Below are 17599 nucleotides of genomic sequence, written 5' to 3'. Positions count from 1 at the left end.
GACACGGGAGGAGGGGGGCGCGACAGGCAGAGGGTGTCAGGACGGACGGAGGGTGTCGGGACGAGGGGAGAACGGCCGGGCCTGCCAGGACAGGCACCACCTCCCGGCCCCGGGCCTGCCTCGGGCGAAACGTCCGATTCCCAGGCGGGCCGGTTTGCCGTAGAGCCTTATCATTGGATCGGGCGGAGATCGTGGATGAATGGACCTGACATCGTCGGACTGGTTGGCGTTGCAGCCTACCTGTCGGCCTACGGGATGCTGCAACTCGGCACCCTGAAGGTCGAGGACAACCGCTATGCGCTTCTCAATGCCCTGGGAGCGCTGCTGATCCTCTACTCCCTGCTGTTCGACTTCAACCTGGCGTCCTTCGTAACCCAGACGGCATGGCTGATCCTGACGGCGATCGGCTTCGCGAGGTCCCACATCAAGCGCTCGCGGGCCGTCCAGTCCTGAAACCCTTGTCCTCAACCCATGCGCCGGGCGCAGGGGTTTGCGCGCCGATTGGGGGTTCACGGGGAGGCCCGTCCGTGGTTGGCTGCACCCTTCCAAGCGACGCCAGCCGTGAAAACCCCCTCTCCCGTGAAACCTCTCCTGGGGATCTCCCTCAAAGTCACCTCCGCCGTCGTCTTCACGATGATGTCGGCGACCCTCAAGACGCTCGCCGCGCGCTATCCTGTCGGCGAGATCGTCTTCTTCCGCTCGGCCTTCGCCCTGCTCCCGCTGATGTTGTGGCTGGGATGGCAGGGAGACCTCATCAACGCAGTGCGGACGAGGAACGTGGTCGGTCACTTCAAGCGTGGGTTCATCGGCACGGGCGCCATGTATCTCGGCTTCGCCGCCCTCTCCTACCTGCCGCTGCATGACGCCATCGCGATCGGCTACGCGTCGCCCCTCATCGCGGTGATCCTGGCGGCGCTCCTCCTGAAGGAGACGGTGCGCGCCTATCGGTGGACGGCGGTCGGCATCGGGTTCGTCGGCGTGCTGATCATGCTGTCGCCCTATCTGAAGGTCGGGACCTTCGGCGGCGATCTGAACGCCGGTCCCACGCTCGGGGCGATGCTGGCCTTCACGGGCGCCTTCTGCTCGGCCGGCGCCATGATCCAGGTTCGGCGCCTGACCGAGACCGAGAAGACCGGCGCCATCGTGTTCTACTTCTTCATCATGGCGTCCTGCCTGTCGCTCTGCACCCTGGCGCTGGGCTGGCGCATGCCGGATTCCACGGACCTCGCCCTGTTCGTCCTCATCGGAATCCTGGGCGGCGTCGGCCAGATCCTGGTCACGCAATCCTACCGCTATGCGGACACCTCGGTGATTGCGCCGTTCGAGTACACCACCATGATCTGGGCGCTCCTGTTCGGCTGGTTCATGTTCGGGGACCTGCCCACTCTGACCGTGCTGATCGGCGCCGCCATCGTGGCCGCCACGGGCCTCTTCATCGTCTGGCGCGAGCACCGGCTCGGGCTCCTGCGAACCAGGGCCCTGCAGGTCGCTCCCCAGAGACCCGGGGTCTGAACCTCAAAAGGTTGGGCCATGCGCCCCCGGCGCTTGACCCGTTCCGCCGATTCCCTCACAACCGTTTTGAGGAACGAACGTTCTCTATTTCGGAACAGAGGCAGTCATGGGCGTCGAGGGCAAAGAGCGGAGCCGGGACCTGGAGACGGGCGCACAGGTTCTGTCCGGCAACATGGGCAAGACGATCCAGCGCCTGCGCAAGGCCTACAACCTGTCCCTGTCGGAACTCGCCGAGCAATCCGGCGTGGCGAAGTCGATCATCAGTCAGATCGAGCGCAACGAGACCAACCCGACGCTCGCCACCATCTGGCGGCTGAGCCAGGCTCTCGACGTGTCGATCGAGCGGGTTCTCGCCTCCGGGGACGAGGAGCCCTTCATCGAGAAGTCCTCCAAGGCCGACACCCCGATCCTCGTGTCCGAGGACGGCAAGATGCGCCTGGCCATCATCGGCTGGCTCAAGACCATCGAGTGGCTGCAATGGTACGACGTGCAGTCCGAGCCCGGCGGCGTGCTCGATTCCGACAGCCACCAGCGCGGCTCGGTGGAATGCCTGTCGGTCCTGGAGGGCGAGTTCGAGGTCGAGGTCGGGGGCGCGACCCAGCAGGCGAAGGCCGGCGAAAGCCTGCGCTATCGCTGCGACCGTCCCCATTCGGTGCGCTGCATCGGCGACGCGCCGGGCCGGGCCACCATGGTGTGCATCCTGAAGGCCGCCGTGATGGATTGAGGCTCTCGGGCTGCGAAGTTAGCCGAGGACGAGAACCTCCCACGTCATGGCCGGGCTTGTCCCGGCCATCCCGACCGGAAGACCGCAGCGCCTCAGGAAATCGGGATCACCGGCACAAGGCCGGTGATGACGTGGAGGATGCGGTGAGGCGATGCCTGAGTCGTTCGAGCGCCAACGCGCCGCCCGTTACTCCGGCTTCTTGAACCCCTGCTTCGGCGGCAGCGACAGCAGGTATTCGGCCATGGCCCGCCGGTCCCCGTCGGCGAGCCGGGCCGTGTTGGCCACCACGGCGCCCATCGGCCCGCCGACCGTATCGAAATTCGGCGTCTCGCCGGTGGTCAGCAGGGTCGTGAGGTCGTCCGGCGTCCAGCCGCCGATGCCGGTCGGATGCGGGGTGATGTTGGGAACGATGCCCCGTCCCTCGGGATCGGGACCGCCGGCGAAGCGCCTTTCCTCGATGATGGCTCCCGCCATGTTGCGTTCGCTGTGGCACTCGGCGCAGTGGCCCGGCCCGTTCACCAGATAGGCGCCCCGGTTCAGGCTCTCGGACTTGCCCGAATCCGGCCGGAAGGCCTGCCCGTCCAGGAAGGCGAGCTTCCACAGACCGAGACCGCGGCGGATATTGTAGGGGAATGGCAGCTCGTGACCGGGAGCGCGCCCGTCGACCGGCTGAAGCGTCATGATGAACGCGAAGAGATCGCCGAGATCCTCTGGGCTCATGCGCTGATAGCTGGTATAGGGAAAGGCCGGATAGTAATGGCGGCCGTCGGGCGAGATGCCCTCCCGCATGGCACGGACGAAATCCGCCGTGGTCCAGGAGCCGATGCCGTCCTGCTTGTGGGGCGAGATGTTGGGAACGTGGAAGGTGCCGAAGGGCGACTTCAGGGCATAGCCGCCGCCGAGACGCAGCTTGTCGTCCTGGTTGGGCACCGCATGGCAGGAGGTGCAGCCTCCCGCGAAGAACAGGGTGCGGCCGTTCTCCAGATTCGGCTGGCGGGCCGGCCCCGACGCCGCTTCGGGAGAGACCTGACCGTTCCCGCGGATGAGGGCGTAGGCCGCCGGAGAGGTCAGGCCCCAGAAGCCCGCCACCCCGAGCAGGACCAGAACCAGAAGAGCCACGATCGCCTTGCGCATTCCGTTCTCCAAACGAAACGGGCGGCCGACGGCCGCCCATTCTGAAGCCTCTCAGGCGCTACGAGCTCTTCTTGCGGAACTCGTTGTGGCAGGTGCCACAGTTCTGCAGAACCTTCGGCATCTCCGCCTTGAAGGAGGCCTCGTCCTTGATCGACGCCAGGGCGGTCTGGGCATCCTGGCTCATCTTGGTGCCGTAGGACTCGAACTTGGCCTTGTTCTCCCAGACGGACGGCAGCGCTTCGGACTTGGGCGCGTCCTTCGAGTTCTCCGGGAACAGGGTCACGAACTTCTTCGGGTTCTCCGCGAGCACCTTCAGGCTGGCCTGAACCTTGGCGAGATCGAAGGGCTCCTGGCCGCGCATCATGCCGCCGATGGGCCGGGTCTGGGCAGCCATCTCCTTCATGAGACCCTGGCGCTGCTCGACCACGTCGCTTTGCGCAATGGCGGCCGTCACTCCGAGTGCCAGAAGGCTGGCGACGAAAATAGTAGACTTCATATGTTCCTTCCCCTCATGGGCGCGATCGACGGTGTCCGGACGAACCATCGTCAGCGGGCCGGCATTAGCGCACATCTCGTCAAGCTTGAGCACTCTACCTTAGAACACATCTATGTGAGGTGCGCGCCCCGGGAGCCTATTCCACAGGCTCGCCGGCGGCCGCCCAGTCCTTGAACCCGCCCCGGTAGTGCTCGCGGATGTCGCGGCCGGCGGCCTGGGCGAATTCGATCGCCCTCACGGACCGGACTCCGGCCGCGCACGAGAACACGATTCGCTTGCCCTCTGGCAGCGCGGACGGATCGAAGGACGAGAGCGGATGAGAGACCGCGCCGGGAATGTGGCCGGCGGCGAATTCGTGCGGCTCGCGCACGTCGACGAGCACGAACGAGCCCTCCTGCAGGCCCTGCTTGACGGCCTCGCGGTCGAGATCGATGACTTTGGGCGCTTCACTCATGACAAATCCTCCCTGCGGCGGGTCACACTCATACCGGCACCGCAGGGAGGAGCGCAATCGGGCCGACCGTCAGGCGAGCGGCGGAATCCGCAGCACCCAGCCCGGCTGGATCATGTCCGGATCCTTGACCGGCGGGGAGTTCGCCTTGACGATCTCGGTGTATTTCGCGCCCTTGCCTTTGCCGTAATGCTTCTCGGCGATCTCCCAGAGGGTGTCGCCCTTCTGGACCGTGTACATGGTCGAGACTGCGGCGGGCTGCTGCACCTGAAGCTCGCTCGTGTCGACCTCGGCCACCCCGTAGGTGTTGCCGAGGGACAGGATGATCTTCTCGGCCTCTTCCTGATTGGTGGCCTGGCCCGAGAGCTTCACCTTGTCGCCTTCGACCTGGATGCCGAGCTTGGTCGCGTCGAACCCATGGCCCTGGACCTCCTGCTGCAGCTTCTCCGGCGTGGCCGCGGCCGCGCTGCCGCCGAAGATCTTGGCCCCGGCCTCCTTGATGAACTTGAACAGACCCATGTCGTCCTCCATTGGCTCCTGCCCGGCTCATGATGGCCAAGCTGGGAGGAAGACGCGCGGTGATCTCAACGGTTCCGGTCAGGCCAAGGTCGAGAACACGTCGGCGAGCGACGGCAGGCGATCCTTGAGCCGGAGCAGGCCGATCAGCTCGATCTGCGCGATGGCGGTGTCGAACTCGACATCGGTCTCGTGATCGAGCCGCTCCTCGAAGGCGGCGAGGATCTCGTCCTTCGAGCGTCCCTTCACGGCCATGATGAAGGGGAAGCCGAATTTCTGCCGGTAGGCGTCGTTCAGCGCCAGGAAGCGATCGCGCTCCGCCGCGGTCAGGCTGTCGAGGCCGGCGGAGGATTGTTCACTGCGGGAATCAGCCGTGAGGTCGGCGAGCTTCAGGCGCCCGGCGAGGTCCGGATGGGCGTTGATCAGCACCTGCTTCTGCTCGTGCGTCGCCGCCGAGAGGACCTGCACCATGGCGGCATGAAGGCCTTCCGCGGTGTCCTGCCCGGTGGTCAGTCCGGCATCGTAGGCGCGCTCGGCGATCCAGGGCGAATGCTCGAAGATGTCGCCGAAGAGCTCGACGAACACCACCCGGCTCATGCGGCTGGGCTTCACGTCCGCCGGGCGGTGATTCCGGATCCAGTGGCGCGCGATGTCGACGCGCCGCGCCACCCAGACCTTCTCGTGGGACGCCACGTAGTCCAGGAAGCGGGCGAGCGCCGCGGCCCGGCCCGGACGGCCCACGAGCCGGCAATGGAGGCCCACCGACATCATCTTCGGCGCGGTTTCGCCTTCCGCATAGAGCGTGTCGAAGCTGTCCTTCAGATAGGCGAAGAACTGGTCGCCCGCGTTGAAGCCCTGCGGGGTGGCGAAGCGCATGTCGTTGGCGTCGAGCGTATAGGGCACGATCAGCTGGGACCGGTCGCCGTGCTGCTCCCAGTAGGGCAGCTCGTCCGCGTAGGAATCGGCGCTGTAGAGGAACCCGCCCTCCTCGGCCACCAGACGGTTGGTGTGCTCCGAGGTGCGGCCCGTGTACCAGCCGAGGGGGCGCTCGCCCGTCACCTCGGTGTGGATGCGGATCGCCTCCTTGAGGTGCGCCCGCTCCTCCTCGGCCGAGAAGTCCCGGTAGTCGATCCATTTCAGCCCGTGGCTGGCGATCTCCCAGTTCGCGTCCTTCATGGCGGCGACCGCCTCGGGGTTGCGCATGAGCGCCGTCGCGACCCCATAGACGGTCACTTGAAGGCCGCGTTCGGTGAACATGCGCCACAGGCGCCAGAAGCCCGCGCGGGAGCCGTATTCGTAGATCGACTCCATGCTCAGGTGCCGCTGGCCGAGCCAGGGTTGAGCGCCCACGATCTCCGACAGGAACGCCTCGGAGGCGCGGTCGCCGTGCAGGATGCTGTTCTCTCCGCCCTCCTCGTAGTTGATCACGAACTGGACGCAGATCCGGGCTCCGTTGGGCCAGCCGGGATGGGGCGGGTTTCGGCCGTAGCCGACGAGGTCGCGCGGATAGGAGGTGTCAGGCAAGGTCAGCTTCCTCGATAGGTGGAATAGCTCCAGGGCGAGACGAGCAACGGGACGTGATAATGCCCGTCGGGCTCCGCGATGGTGAAGCGGATCGGCACGACGTCCAGGAACGGCGGATCGGCCGTGGCGGTGCCCAGGGCTTTGAAATACGCCCCGATGGCGAAAACGATCTCATAGGTCCCGGTGCGAAATGCCTCGCCGATCAGCAACGGCGCATCCGTGCGCCCATCCGCATTGGTGGTCGTGCGAACGACCGAGCGGCGTTGAGCCCCTTCGAGGGCGAAGAGCTCGATGGCGACGCCCCTGGCGGGCTTGCCGTTGGCGGTATCCAGAACGTGTGTGGACAGGCGTCCCATGAAACCTCGCGACAGGTCTGGTGTCCTTCGGGGTGTGGACTCTTTCGACGCCATGGTCCGCCGTCAAGCGCATCCATAAGTCTAGTTGCACAAGTCTTGGGCTTCCGCGACAGGGATCCTGTTGAAAAACCGGCCGAATGGGCCTTCCGCCGAGGGAGGCCGGGCCCTAGGCTGTGACGTCCTTCTCTGACCAAGTGGCTGCATGATCGACCCGCAAATCTCCGAATGGATCAGCCAGCTCATCCGCTGGGTCCATGTCATCACGGCCATCGCCTGGATCGGCTCGTCCTTCTATTTCATCCATCTGGACCTCAGCCTCAAGAAGCGCGATGGGCTGCCTGAGGGCGTCGGCGGCGAGGCATGGCAGGTCCATGGCGGCGGGTTCTACAACATGCGCAAATATCTCGTTGCGCCGCCCGAACTGCCCAGGGAACTGACCTGGTTCAAATGGGAGAGCTATTCCACCTGGATCAGCGGCTTCTTCCTCATCGTGTGGGTGTATTATCTGCACGCGGATCTCTACACCATCGACCCGGCCATTCGCGCCCTCGAGGCCTGGCAGGCGCCGGCCATCGGGATCGGCGGCATCGCCCTGAGCTGGTTCGTCTACGAGGGGCTCTGCCGCTCGCCCCTCGGCAAGAACGGCGTCGTCCTGGGCGTCGCGCTCTTCGCCTACATCCTGGCGGCGGCCTTCGCCTTCACGCAGGTGTTCAACGGCCGCGCCGCGTTTCTCCACACGGGCGCGATGATCGCCACCTGGATGTCCGCGAGCGTCTTCTTCATCATCATCCCGAACCAGAAGAAGGTGGTTGCGACCCTGCTCGCCGGCGGCACGCCCGACCCGAAGCTCGGCAAGGAAGCCAAGCTGCGTTCGACGCACAACAACTATCTGACGCTGCCCGTCATCTTCCTGATGCTGTCGAACCACTACCCGCTCGCCTGGTCGTCGCGCTACGCGGTCGCCATCATCGGGCTGATCGTGATCGCCGGAGCGGTCATCCGGCATTTCTTCAACTCGCAGCATGCGGGCAAGGGCTCGCCGTGGTGGACCTGGGCGGTGGCGGCTCTCTGCGTCTGGGCGGCGATCTGGCTGTCGATCATCGGCAAGCCCGGGAACGCCAACCTGGCGGCCGCTCCCGCGGATGCGACACCCGCGACCGTCACGGCCGCCTTCGACGAGGCTGTGCTCACGATCCAGTCGCGCTGCTCCATGTGCCACGCGGCCGAGCCGGTCTGGGACGGGATCAGGATCGCCCCGAAGGGCGTGCGCCTCGATACGCCGGAGGAGATCGCCCGGCACGCGGAGATCATCCGGGTCCAGAGCGTGCTGACCCACGCCATGCCGCCCAACAACGTGACCGAGATGACCCTGGACGAGCGGAAGGCCGTGGCAGCCTGGCTCGCCGCCAGGGACACCGCCACGCGCTGAAGCACAATCCTGTAACGACAACGACAACCCATGGAGGATCCCGTGACCGAACTCACCCTCGAGACGGCCCAGAAAATCGCCACCGAAACCCTCAAGACCGCGCGGGAAAAATCCTTCAAGCCGCTGTCCGTTGTCGTCTACGACGCCCGCGGCGCCCTCAAGGCCCTCCTGTCCGAGGACGGCACGAGCCTCAAGCGGGCCGAGATCGCCATGGGCAAGGCCTATGGCGCCCTGGCCCTGGGGGTGGGCTCGCGCGCCCTCCACAAGATGGCGACCGACCGCCCCTATTTCGTCGCCTCGGCCACCCATGCGGTCGGCGGGCAGCTCGTGCCCGTTCCGGGCGGCGTCCTGATCAAGGACGGACAGGGGCAAACCCTGGGTTCGGTGGGGGTCTCCGGCGACACCTCGGACAACGACGAGATCGCCGCAGCGGGCGGGATCAAGGCTGCCGGACTGGTGTTCGACACCGGCGCCTGAGCCTCTTACCAAACGTCAAGTTGTTGATATGTCTGGTTTTTATAGGCGTTTTGGGATAGTACTGGACATAAACAGTTGATTGATCAACAAATAGGGCAAGGTTACTGCCCTAAAGGCTCTGACCGAGACAATCCAGAACCCTGAAATAAAATCAGAAAGGGAACGCGTCCGATGTCATCATGGATCAAACGCACGGCTCTTGCCGCCGTCGCCACGGCCGCCCTCATGGGCGCCGCGTCGGCTGAAGTCGTCTACAACCGCGCCAATTCGGGCGAGCCGGAAACGCTCGACACCCACAAGACCTCGACCGTCCAGGAATCCCACATCCTGCGCGACATGCTCGAGGGCCTCGTGACCTACAGCGCCAAGGGCGAAGCCATCCCCGGCCAAGCCGAGAAGTGGGAAGTCACCGACGACGGCAAGACCTATCGCTTTACGCTCCGCAACGGCCTGAAGTGGTCGAACGGCGATCCGGTGACAGCAGAGGATTTCGTCTATTCCTACCGCCGCATCATGGATCCGGCGACCGGCGCGAAATACGCCAACATCCTCTATCCCATCAAGAATGCCGAGAAGATCAACAAGGGCCAGGGCAAGCCCGAGGAACTGGGCGTGAAGGCGGTCGACGCCAAGACCGTCGAGATCACCCTCGAGTCGCCGACCCCCTATTTCATCGAGCTTTTGACCCACCAGACCAGCCTGCCCGTGCACAAGGGCTCGGTCGAGAAGTTCGGCAAGGACTTCGTGAAGCCGGGCAACATGGTGACGAACGGCGCCTACAAGCTGGTCGAGTTCGTGCCGAACTCCCACATCAAGCTCGCCAAGAACGAGAACTACTACGGCGCCAAGGACGTCCAGATCGATACGGTCAACTACTTCCCGACGCCGGACTTCGCCGCCATGGTGCGCCGTTATGAGGCCGGCGAGCTCGACACGACGGACGACGTTCCCGCCGACCAGATGAAGTCGCTCAAGGAGCGCTTCAAGGATCAGGTCCGCCTCGGCCCGTATCTCGGCACCTGGTACATGGTGGTGAACTCCTCCAAGGCTCCGTTCAACGACGTGAAGGTGCGTCAGGCTCTCTCCATGCTGGTCGACCGCGAGTTCATCGCCGAGCAGATCTGGGGCCAGACCATGCAGCCGGGCTACTCGTTCATGCCTCCGGGCGTGGGCAATTACGGCGATCCGGCCTACATGTCCTACAAGGACCAGTCTCCGATCGACCGCGAGGACGCCGCCAAGAAGCTCCTGACGGAAGCTGGCTTCGGTCCGGGCAAGCCGCTGAAGGTCGAGATCCGTTACAACACCACGGACAACAACCGGAACACGGTCATCGCGATCTCGGAGCAGTGGAAGCAGGCCGGCATCGAGACCTCCTTCATCAACACGGACGGCAAGACCCACTTCGCCCACCTGCGTGACGGCGGCGACTTCGACATCGCCCGCTACGGCTGGATCGCCGACTACTCGGATCCGAACAACTTCCTGTTCCTGCTCAAGAGCGACAACAAGGGCTTCAACTACGGCAAGTACAACAATCCGGAGTTCGACAAGCTGCTCGACAACGCCGCCAAGGAACTGGATCTGAAGAAGCGTGCCGACATGCTCAAGCAGGCCGAGGCGATCCTCATGAAGGACATGCCCTGGATCCCGATTATGTACTACGGCAAGAGCAACCTGATCTCGCCGAAGATCAAGGGCTTCGTGCAGAACACCCGGGGCGTCTACCCGACGCGGTTCCTGTCGAAGACGCAGTAAAAATAAATCTGATAAGGGGGGCGGTCTGCTCGTCAGGCCGCCCTATTCTTTTATTGTTATGCTGTAGCAGCAGGAGGAGCTTCCCGTGCTCTCCTTCATCTTTCGCCGCTTCTTGTCGGCCATCCCTACCCTTTTCATCATCGTCACCATCTCGTTCTTCCTGATCCGGCTCGCCCCCGGCGGGCCGTTCGATCTGGAGCGGCCTCTGGAGGCCAAGGTGATGGAGAACCTCAACCGGATCTATCAGCTCGACAAGCCGCTCTTCGAGCAGTACCTGCTCTACCTCGGCGCGGTGGTGCGGGGCGATTTCGGCCCCTCGTTCATCCTGCGCGATTTCTCCGTGGGTGAGCTTTTCGCGCGCGGCCTGCCCATCTCGATGACCCTGGGCGCGCTCGCCCTTTCCTTCGCGGTCATCGTCGGCGGCACCCTCGGGTCCATCGCGGCTCTGCGCCAGAACAGCACCGTCGACTATCTGGTCACCGGCATGGGCGCACTCGGCCTCACCATCCCGAACTTCGTGGTGGCGCCGATCCTTCAGATCGTGTTCGGCCTGGCGCTCGCGTGGCTTCCGGTGGCCGGTTGGGCCAATGGCAACATCCGCAACCTCGTCCTGCCGGTCCTCGTGCTGTCTCTGCCGCAGATCGCGGTCGTCGCGCGCATGACCCGCGCGGCCATGATCGAGAACCTGCGTTCCAATCACATCCGCACCTTGCGGTCGCTGGGCCTGCCCACCCGGGTGATCGTGGCCCACGCCCTGCGCGGAGCCGCCCTGCCCGTGGTGTCCTATCTCGGCCCCGCCGCAGCCGCTCTGCTCACCGGCTCCGTGGTGGTCGAGACCATCTTCGGGCTGCCGGGGATCGGACGCTACTTCGTCGAAGGCGCGCTCAACCGCGACTACACCCTCGTCATGGGCACGGTCGTCGTCGTGGCCGTGTTCGTTCTGCTCTTCAATCTCGTGGTCGATATCCTCTACGCCCTTATCGATCCGCGCATTCGCTACGAGTGAGATCTCCCATGGCCGAAGGCGCCGTTCTTCCCGTCGAGACCATGACGGGCCCCATCACTGGACGCTCCCTCTGGGCCGAGGCCCGGGGGCGTCTCATCCGCAACCGCGCGGCGCTCACCAGCATCATCGTGCTGAGCCTGATCGCGCTCGCCTGCATCTTCGGGCCGTTCTTCACGGGCCATCCCTTCGACCGGGTCTATCCGGATTACGTGAAGGTGCCGGCGAGCCTGGAGGCCTATCCCAAGGCCGACCAGATCGAGCCGAACATCGAGCGCATCGGCGCCCGTGTTCGCGCCAGGGCCGAGAACATCACCATCGACAACGATGTTGTCCACATGACGCTCGTGAGCTCCAGCAGCCGGCCGATCGACGAGCGGCTTCTCGCCTATTTCGAACGCTCGGACCTGTTCGGGCCGGCGCGCGTCGTCGAGAAGCAGCAGGAGGGCCAGCGTCTCGTCGTCGACGTGCCGCTGAAGCGCCAGTACTTCTTCTTCGGCACCGACACCAACGGGCGCGACCTTCTCACCCGCACCATGAAGGCGGGTCAGGTCTCGCTCGCCATCGGCCTGCTCGCCACCTTCGTGGCGATCCTGATCGGGGTGATCTACGGCGCCACGTCGGGCTATCTCGGCGGGCGCGTTGACCTCGTGATGATGCGCGTCGTCGACATCCTCTACTCGCTGCCTTTCATCTTCTTCGTGATCATGCTGGTCGTGTTCTTCGGCCGCAACTTCGTGCTGATGTTCATCGCGGTCGGCGCCGTCGAGTGGCTCGACATGGCCCGCATCGTCCGCGGGCAGACGCTGTCCATCAAACGGCAGGAATACGTCCAGGCTGCCGAGGCCCTGGGCGTCGAGACGAAGGGCATCATCCGCCGCCACGTGATCCCCAACACGCTGGGGCCCGTGGTCGTCTACATGACGTTGCTCGTCCCGAAGGTCATCCTGCTGGAGAGCTTCCTGTCCTTCCTCGGCCTCGGCGTCCAGGAGCCGAACACCAGCCTGGGCGTTCTGATCTCGGAAGGCGCCAAGAACATCCAGGGCGCCACCTGGATGCTCATCTATCCCTCCGTCACGCTCGTCGCGATCCTCTTCTGCCTGAACTTCATCGGCGACGGCCTGCGCGATGCTCTCGACCCGAAGGATCGCTGACATGGTTGAACCCGTTGTTTCCGTCCGCAACCTTCACGTCCGTTTCCGCACCGGCGACGGCATCCTCCATGCGGTGAAGGGTATCGACCTCGACATCAACCCGGGCGAGACCGTCGCCATCGTGGGCGAATCCGGCTCGGGCAAGAGCCAGACCATGATGTCCGTGATGGGGCTGCTCGCCTCGAACGGCTGGGCCGAAGGCTCGGTGAAGTATCGCGGAGACGAGTTGGTGGGCCTCTCCCCCGACAGGCTCAACGCCTATCGGGGTTCCAAGCTCACCATGATCTTCCAGGAGCCGATGACCTCCCTCGATCCGCTCTACCGGATCGGCGATCAGCTGAGCCTCCCGCTCACCACCCATGGGGGCCTGAGCAAGGCGCAGGCCCGCAAGCGCGCCATCGAGCTCCTGGAGCTCGTGCGCATTCCGGACCCGGCCCGGCGCATCGACGCCTACCCGCACGAGATGTCCGGCGGCCAGCGCCAGCGCGTGATGATCGCCATGGCGCTCGCCAACAACCCGGACGTGCTGATCGCCGACGAGCCGACCACCGCCCTCGACGTGACCGTGCAGGCCCGCATCCTGGAACTCCTGGCGGATCTGCAGAAGCGGCTCGGCATGTCGATCGTGTTCATCACCCACGATCTCGGCGTGGTGCGCCGCTTCGCCGACCGCACCTACGTGATGAAGCGCGGCGAGGTGGTGGAGAGCGGCGATACCGAGGCGATCTTCGCCGCCCCCAAGCACCCCTATACGCAGATGCTCATCGACGCCGAGCCGACCGGCCGCAAGGAGCCGGTCGCGTCCACGGCGCCGCTGGTGCTCGATGCGCGCAACATCGGGGTTCAGTTCACGCTGGAGAAGAGCTTCTTCGGCAAGGCCACTCACGTCCTCAAGGCCGTCGACGACGTGAGCCTGCGGGTGCGCGCCGGCGAGACGGTGGGCGTGGTGGGCGAATCCGGCTCGGGCAAGTCGACACTCGGCCGCGCCATCCTGCGCCTGCAGCCGGCCTCCGGCCTCGTGCGCTTCGAGGACCGGAACCTCATGCCCCTCGACCGGGGCGGCATGAGGCCCCTTCGGCGCCATCTGCAGCTTGTCTTCCAGGATCCGTTCGGCTCCCTCTCGCCACGCATGACGGCGGGGGAGATCGTGACCGAGGGCCTCCTCGTCCACGAGCCCAGCATCTCCCGCAAGGAGCGCGACCGACGGGCCGCCCAGGCGTTCGAGGAGGTGCAGCTCGACCCGGCCTGGCGCAACCGATTCCCGCACGAGTTCTCTGGCGGGCAGCGCCAGCGCATCGCCATCGCGCGCGCCATGATCCTGCACCCGAAGCTCGTGGTGCTCGACGAGCCGACCTCCGCGCTCGACCGCTCGGTCCAGAAGGAGATCGTCGATCTGCTGCGCAATCTGCAGAAGGCCCACGGCCTCGCCTATATCTTCATCAGCCACGACCTCGCGGTCGTGCGCGCGCTCTCGGACGAGATCATGGTGATGAAGAGCGGCAAGGTGGTGGAGCGCGGCACCGCGGAGGAGATCTTCGACAGGCCGCACGAGGACTATACCCGCGACCTAATCGCGGCGGCCTTCCTGACGGAGCGCGACAAGGCCGAAGCGGCTGCCCGTCCCCTGGCCTCTTGAGAGGCGAGCCTTTGTCTCCGCACGGGATCGCCGGCCTTGTGCCGGTGATCCCGATTGCCTGAAGCGCGGCGCTTTTCCAATCGGGATGGCCGGGACAAGCCCGGCCATGACGGGCAGGGTGTCACCTCGCGTGGACCACTGAAAGCGGGAACCAGATCGCCGGGCGCGGATTTGACTCCGCGCCATGGCAAAGCTCGCAGCCTATCGCGCCAAGCGCGACTTCACCAGGACCTCCGAGCCGGCGGGCAAGGCCTCCCGGCGCCGGGGGGCGTCCTTCGTCGTCCAGAAGCACGACGCCTCCCGTCTGCACTACGATTTCCGCCTGGAGCTCGACGGCGTCCTGAAGAGCTGGGCTGTGGCCAAGGGACCGAGCCTGGTCACGGGCGAGAAGCGCCTTGCGGTCCATGTGGAGGATCACCCGCTCGATTACGGCGACTTCGAGGGCACCATCCCGGAGGGCCAGTACGGCGGCGGCACCGTCCTGCTGTGGGATCGCGGGACCTGGGAGCCGGACGGCGATCCGCACGAGGGCTACCACAAGGGCCGCCTCACCTTCCGCCTCGAGGGAGAGAAGCTGCACGGGACGTGGCACCTCGTCCGCATGGCCAAACGCCCACGCGAACGACAGGAATCCTGGCTGCTGATCAAAGCCGAGGACGCCTATGCACGGACCGAGGATGATCCGGATGTCCTCGACGAGAAGCCGCTGTCGGTGAAATCGGGCCGCTCGCTGGAGCAGATCGCGCCCGACCGCCCGGCCAAGCGTTCCACGACGAGAAAAGCACCGGCGACAAAGGCGGTATCGCCGAATGCTGAAAAGACCACGAAGCGATCCTCTGCGAAAGCCAAGCCATCCGACCGTTCGATCGAAGTGGCGGGCGTGACCCTCACCCATCCCGACCGCGTGTTGTGGGAAGACCAGGGAGTGACGAAGCAGGAACTGGCGGCCTTCTATGCCGGCATCTCCGATTGGCTGCTGCCGCATCTGGTCGACCGACCGCTGACGCTCATCCGGTGCCCGGGAGGGGCGGAGAAGAAGTGCTTCATCCAGCGTCACTCCTGGGCCGGCATGAGTCCCTTCATTCATTCGGACACGGTGGAGGACGGGACGACCAAGCAGGAGATTCTGACGGTCCGCGACATCCGGGGCGTCGTGGCTCTCGTGCAATCGGGCGTGCTGGAGATGCACGTGTGGGGCGCGACCCTGGCCGATCTGGAACGGCCCGACCGCCTCGTCTTCGATTTCGATCCCGGTGAAGGCGTGGACTGGCCCGCGGTGATCGCGGGAGCGCGCGCCGTCCGCGAGCGCCTGAAGGCGCTGGGGCTCGAAAGCTTCGTCAAGACGACCGGCGGCAAGGGCCTTCACGTGGTCGTGCCGCTCAAGCCGCGGGCGCCGTGGAAGGATGCTCTCGCGTTCACGCGGGACATCGCCGAAGCCATGGCGGCCGACGAGCCGGACCGCTACACGACCACGTCCGCCAAGCAGGAGCGCGAGGGACGCATCTTCATCGATTATCTGCGCAACAATCGCGAGGCCTCGGCGGTCGCGCCCTACTCCACCCGCTCGCGGCCCGGCGCTCCGGTCGCCACGCCGGTGACCTGGGAGGAGCTGTCGTCGGATCTCAAGCCCAACGGGTTCACGGTCGAAAACCTGAGCAATCGTCTCAAAGCGCTCAAGCGGGATCCCTGGGCCGACATGGGCAAGGCCGATCAGGTACTGCCGGAGCGCGCACGGTCGAAGCGCGCCCCGCCGAAGAAGTAGCGTCAGAAAATCGGAGCCTTGAGCCCCTCCGCCTCGAGCGCTTTCTGAACGGCAGGTCGGGCCAGCACGCGCTCGGCCAGCGCGTTCAGGTTCGGGATGCTGCGCGGCGGACGCGGCATGCCGCGTCCCCAGCGGATCAGCATGAACAGGAAGAGGTCGGCGGCGGAGAAGCGCTCGCCGAGAAGCCACGTCTTGTCTCCGAGCTGCGCGGAAATCACGTCGAACATGCGGTCCAGGCGCTCGCGCGCCGCGTCCTTGACGGTCGGCGCGGCGGCCTCGTCGGTCACGTGCTCGTGCGGATAGAACCAGGCGCGAAACTCCGTCTGCGGCGTGTTCGTGAGGTGGATGATCCACTTGTAGAACTCGGACCGTTCCGCGGTTCCGAGCGCGGGAGCAAGGCCCGACTCGGGAAACCTGTCGGCGAGATGCAGCACGATGGCGGCGGTCTCGAACAGCACAAGGTCGCCATCGATGAGAACCGGGATGCGCCCGCTCGGGTTGAGCTTGAGATAATCCGGGCTCTTCTGGGCGTCCTGCCCGCGATCCACGAGGCGCAGCTCGAACTCGGCGCCGATTTCCCGGAGCATCATGTGCGGCAGCAGGCTGGCATTGCCGGGATAGTAGTAGAGTGAAAGCATCGTGGCAGCCCCTTCCAATTTGACTGGCAGGTCTCTGGTACGTCCTGCCGCAAAGCCCGTAAAGAGCGCGCCGGCCGCGATCCCAACCTTCCTTTCACGCGGTTCCGCCCTATCGTCCTCAACACGTGGAGGATCGGGGATGGCGGATCAGGAACAGGACTTGCGGAAGACGCTTCGGGTCGAGCCCGGCGAGAAGGCCCGGCTGAAGGACCGCGACCCGCGGGACAAGACGATCTTCGAGGACAGCGACGAGACGAAGGCCGCGACGGCTGCTCTCGCGAAGGACATCGACATCCTACAGGACCGACTCTATGCGGAGGGCTCCCGCGCCCTGCTCGTCATCCTTCAAGGCACGGACACGTCGGGCAAGGACGGCACGATCCGCGGCGTGTTCAACGCGACCGGGCCCCTGGGCGTCTCGGTCCATGCCTTCGGTCCGCCCTCGCGGCTCGAACTGGAGCACGACTTTCTCTGGCGTGTGCATGGCGCCTGCCCGCGGCGTGGCACCATCGGAATCTTCAACCGCTCCCATTACGAGGACGTGCTCGTTGGCAAGGTGCGCAAGCTGGCGCCGGAGGATGTGATCGAACAGCGCTACGAGCAGATCAACGCGTTCGAGAAGATGCTCGCGGAGAATGGCACGACCATCCTCAAATTCATGCTGCACATCTCGAAGGATGAGCAGAAGGAACGGTTGCAGGAGCGGCTCGACGACCCGACGAAGCACTGGAAGTTCAACCCGGGCGACTTGGAGGACCGGGAGCATTGGGACGACTACCAGGAGGCTTACGAGATCATGCTCAACCGCTGCTCGACCCCGTGGGCGCCCTGGCACATCATCCCGGCCGACCGCAAATGGGTCCGCAACGCGGCCATCGCGACCATCGTCAAGGCAACCCTTGAAGAAATGGATCCGCAATACCCGGAAGTCTCCTGGAAGCCGGGCGACTTCAAGGTTTTCTAGAGTATCGGACCCAAAAGTGGAATCCACTCTTGGGATTTGATCCGATGCTCCACTCGTCGAAGGGC

General features: G+C 65.2%; 18 protein-coding genes. 11 read left to right on the top strand and 7 right to left on the bottom strand.

Annotated features, from left to right (window positions below; all coding sequences use genetic code 11):
* Positions 1-195 precede the first annotated feature (195 nt).
* The 3 genes from KBI52_RS27580 (at position 196) to KBI52_RS27570 (ending at position 2236) form a co-directional block, all read left to right on the top strand.
* Positions 196-453: a cyclic nucleotide-binding protein gene (locus tag KBI52_RS27580; protein WP_210812376.1), complete on the top strand. Its 258-nt coding sequence runs from the start codon at positions 196-198 to the stop codon at positions 451-453.
* 108 nt (positions 454-561) lie between these two features.
* Positions 562-1512: a DMT family transporter gene (locus KBI52_RS27575; protein ID WP_371823221.1), complete on the top strand. Its 951-nt coding sequence runs from the start codon at positions 562-564 to the stop codon at positions 1510-1512.
* A 106-nt stretch (positions 1513-1618) separates the two neighbouring features.
* Positions 1619-2236, top strand: a complete 618-nt coding sequence (locus tag KBI52_RS27570) for a helix-turn-helix domain-containing protein (RefSeq protein WP_210812375.1) — start codon at positions 1619-1621, stop codon at positions 2234-2236.
* A gap of 186 nt (positions 2237-2422) precedes the next feature.
* On the opposite strand, the gene KBI52_RS27565 is transcribed toward KBI52_RS27570, so the two are convergent.
* The 6 genes from KBI52_RS27565 to uraH all read right to left on the bottom strand — a co-directional run bounded on the left by KBI52_RS27565 (position 2423) and on the right by uraH (position 6713).
* The gene (locus KBI52_RS27565; RefSeq protein ID WP_210812374.1) at positions 2423-3370 is read right to left on the bottom strand and encodes a cytochrome c; all 948 of its coding nucleotides are present in this window, start codon (positions 3368-3370) and stop codon (positions 2423-2425) included.
* 58 nt (positions 3371-3428) lie between these two features.
* Positions 3429-3866 (bottom strand): cytochrome c, encoded by a 438-nt coding sequence (locus KBI52_RS27560; protein WP_210812373.1) that lies wholly within the window; start codon positions 3864-3866, stop codon positions 3429-3431.
* Positions 3867-4002: 136 nt separating this feature from the next.
* Positions 4003-4320 (bottom strand): rhodanese-like domain-containing protein, encoded by a 318-nt coding sequence (locus KBI52_RS27555; protein ID WP_210812372.1) that lies wholly within the window; start codon positions 4318-4320, stop codon positions 4003-4005.
* Positions 4321-4389: 69 nt separating this feature from the next.
* Positions 4390-4836 (bottom strand): peptidoglycan-binding protein LysM, encoded by a 447-nt coding sequence (gene lysM, locus KBI52_RS27550; protein ID WP_173949530.1) that lies wholly within the window; start codon positions 4834-4836, stop codon positions 4390-4392.
* A 78-nt stretch (positions 4837-4914) separates the two neighbouring features.
* Positions 4915-6357, bottom strand: a complete 1443-nt coding sequence (gene puuE, locus KBI52_RS27545) for an allantoinase PuuE (RefSeq protein ID WP_210812371.1) — start codon at positions 6355-6357, stop codon at positions 4915-4917.
* Between the two features lie 2 nt (positions 6358-6359).
* Complete coding sequence (uraH, locus tag KBI52_RS27540) at positions 6360-6713, bottom strand: hydroxyisourate hydrolase (RefSeq protein WP_173949532.1); 354 nt, start codon at positions 6711-6713, stop codon at positions 6360-6362.
* A 202-nt stretch (positions 6714-6915) separates the two neighbouring features.
* On the opposite strand from uraH, the gene KBI52_RS27535 reads away from it, so the two are divergent.
* From KBI52_RS27535 to ligD, 7 genes are all read left to right on the top strand, one after another.
* Positions 6916-8142 carry a urate hydroxylase PuuD gene (locus KBI52_RS27535; protein ID WP_210812370.1) on the top strand — a complete coding sequence of 409 codons (1227 nt, stop codon included), beginning with the start codon at positions 6916-6918 and terminating at the stop codon, positions 8140-8142.
* Between the two features lie 42 nt (positions 8143-8184).
* Entirely contained in the window at positions 8185-8619 is a 435-nt protein-coding gene (locus tag KBI52_RS27530) for a heme-binding protein (protein WP_173949534.1), read from the top strand.
* A gap of 171 nt (positions 8620-8790) precedes the next feature.
* A complete protein-coding gene (locus KBI52_RS27525; protein ID WP_210812369.1) occupies positions 8791-10377 on the top strand; it encodes a peptide ABC transporter substrate-binding protein in 1587 nt (528 codons plus the stop codon).
* Positions 10378-10462: 85 nt separating this feature from the next.
* Positions 10463-11383, top strand: a complete 921-nt coding sequence (gene oppB / locus KBI52_RS27520; protein WP_173949536.1) for an oligopeptide ABC transporter permease OppB — start codon at positions 10463-10465, stop codon at positions 11381-11383.
* An 8-nt stretch (positions 11384-11391) separates the two neighbouring features.
* On the top strand, positions 11392-12534 hold the full coding sequence (locus KBI52_RS27515; protein ID WP_210272353.1) for an ABC transporter permease subunit: 1143 nt from the start codon (positions 11392-11394) through the stop codon (positions 12532-12534).
* 1 nt (position 12535) lies between these two features.
* Positions 12536-14170 (top strand): ABC transporter ATP-binding protein, encoded by a 1635-nt coding sequence (locus tag KBI52_RS27510; protein ID WP_210812368.1) that lies wholly within the window; start codon positions 12536-12538, stop codon positions 14168-14170.
* A gap of 184 nt (positions 14171-14354) precedes the next feature.
* Positions 14355-15932 carry a non-homologous end-joining DNA ligase gene (gene ligD / locus KBI52_RS27505; RefSeq protein ID WP_210812367.1) on the top strand — a complete coding sequence of 526 codons (1578 nt, stop codon included), beginning with the start codon at positions 14355-14357 and terminating at the stop codon, positions 15930-15932.
* A gap of 2 nt (positions 15933-15934) precedes the next feature.
* Here ligD and KBI52_RS27500 read toward each other — a convergent pair whose 3' ends face one another.
* A complete protein-coding gene (locus KBI52_RS27500; RefSeq protein WP_210812366.1) occupies positions 15935-16570 on the bottom strand; it encodes a glutathione S-transferase family protein in 636 nt (211 codons plus the stop codon).
* A 139-nt stretch (positions 16571-16709) separates the two neighbouring features.
* On the opposite strand from KBI52_RS27500, the gene KBI52_RS27495 reads away from it, so the two are divergent.
* The gene (locus KBI52_RS27495; RefSeq protein ID WP_173949540.1) at positions 16710-17534 is read left to right on the top strand and encodes a polyphosphate kinase 2 family protein; all 825 of its coding nucleotides are present in this window, start codon (positions 16710-16712) and stop codon (positions 17532-17534) included.
* Positions 17535-17599: the final 65 nt, after the last annotated feature.

The organism is Microvirga sp. HBU67558 (genome assembly GCF_018069605.1).
GTDB classification, from domain to species: Bacteria; Pseudomonadota; Alphaproteobacteria; order Rhizobiales; family Beijerinckiaceae; genus Microvirga; species Microvirga terrae.
Note: the sequence above shows the minus strand (reverse complement) of the source record. Positions and strands in the feature narration are given on the sequence as shown.

Excerpts from the sequence above, each read along its gene's own strand:
- KBI52_RS27580 (WP_210812376.1), top strand. The coding sequence starts at position 196 with ATGAATGGACCTGACATCGTCGGACTGGTTGGCGTTGCAGCCTACCTG.
- KBI52_RS27570 (WP_210812375.1), top strand. The coding sequence starts at position 1,619 with ATGGGCGTCGAGGGCAAAGAGCGGAGCCGGGACCTGGAGACGGGCGCA.
- KBI52_RS27565 (WP_210812374.1), bottom strand. The coding sequence starts at position 3,370 with ATGCGCAAGGCGATCGTGGCTCTTCTGGTTCTGGTCCTGCTCGGGGTG.
- KBI52_RS27560 (WP_210812373.1), bottom strand. The coding sequence starts at position 3,866 with ATGAAGTCTACTATTTTCGTCGCCAGCCTTCTGGCACTCGGAGTGACG.
- KBI52_RS27555 (WP_210812372.1), bottom strand. The coding sequence starts at position 4,320 with ATGAGTGAAGCGCCCAAAGTCATCGATCTCGACCGCGAGGCCGTCAAG.
- lysM (WP_173949530.1), bottom strand. The coding sequence starts at position 4,836 with ATGGGTCTGTTCAAGTTCATCAAGGAGGCCGGGGCCAAGATCTTCGGC.
- uraH (WP_173949532.1), bottom strand. The coding sequence starts at position 6,713 with ATGGGACGCCTGTCCACACACGTTCTGGATACCGCCAACGGCAAGCCC.
- KBI52_RS27535 (WP_210812370.1), top strand. The coding sequence starts at position 6,916 with ATGATCGACCCGCAAATCTCCGAATGGATCAGCCAGCTCATCCGCTGG.
- KBI52_RS27525 (WP_210812369.1), top strand. The coding sequence starts at position 8,791 with ATGTCATCATGGATCAAACGCACGGCTCTTGCCGCCGTCGCCACGGCC.
- KBI52_RS27515 (WP_210272353.1), top strand. The coding sequence starts at position 11,392 with ATGGCCGAAGGCGCCGTTCTTCCCGTCGAGACCATGACGGGCCCCATC.
- KBI52_RS27510 (WP_210812368.1), top strand. The coding sequence starts at position 12,536 with ATGGTTGAACCCGTTGTTTCCGTCCGCAACCTTCACGTCCGTTTCCGC.
- ligD (WP_210812367.1), top strand. The coding sequence starts at position 14,355 with ATGGCAAAGCTCGCAGCCTATCGCGCCAAGCGCGACTTCACCAGGACC.
- KBI52_RS27500 (WP_210812366.1), bottom strand. The coding sequence starts at position 16,570 with ATGCTTTCACTCTACTACTATCCCGGCAATGCCAGCCTGCTGCCGCAC.
- KBI52_RS27495 (WP_173949540.1), top strand. The coding sequence starts at position 16,710 with ATGGCGGATCAGGAACAGGACTTGCGGAAGACGCTTCGGGTCGAGCCC.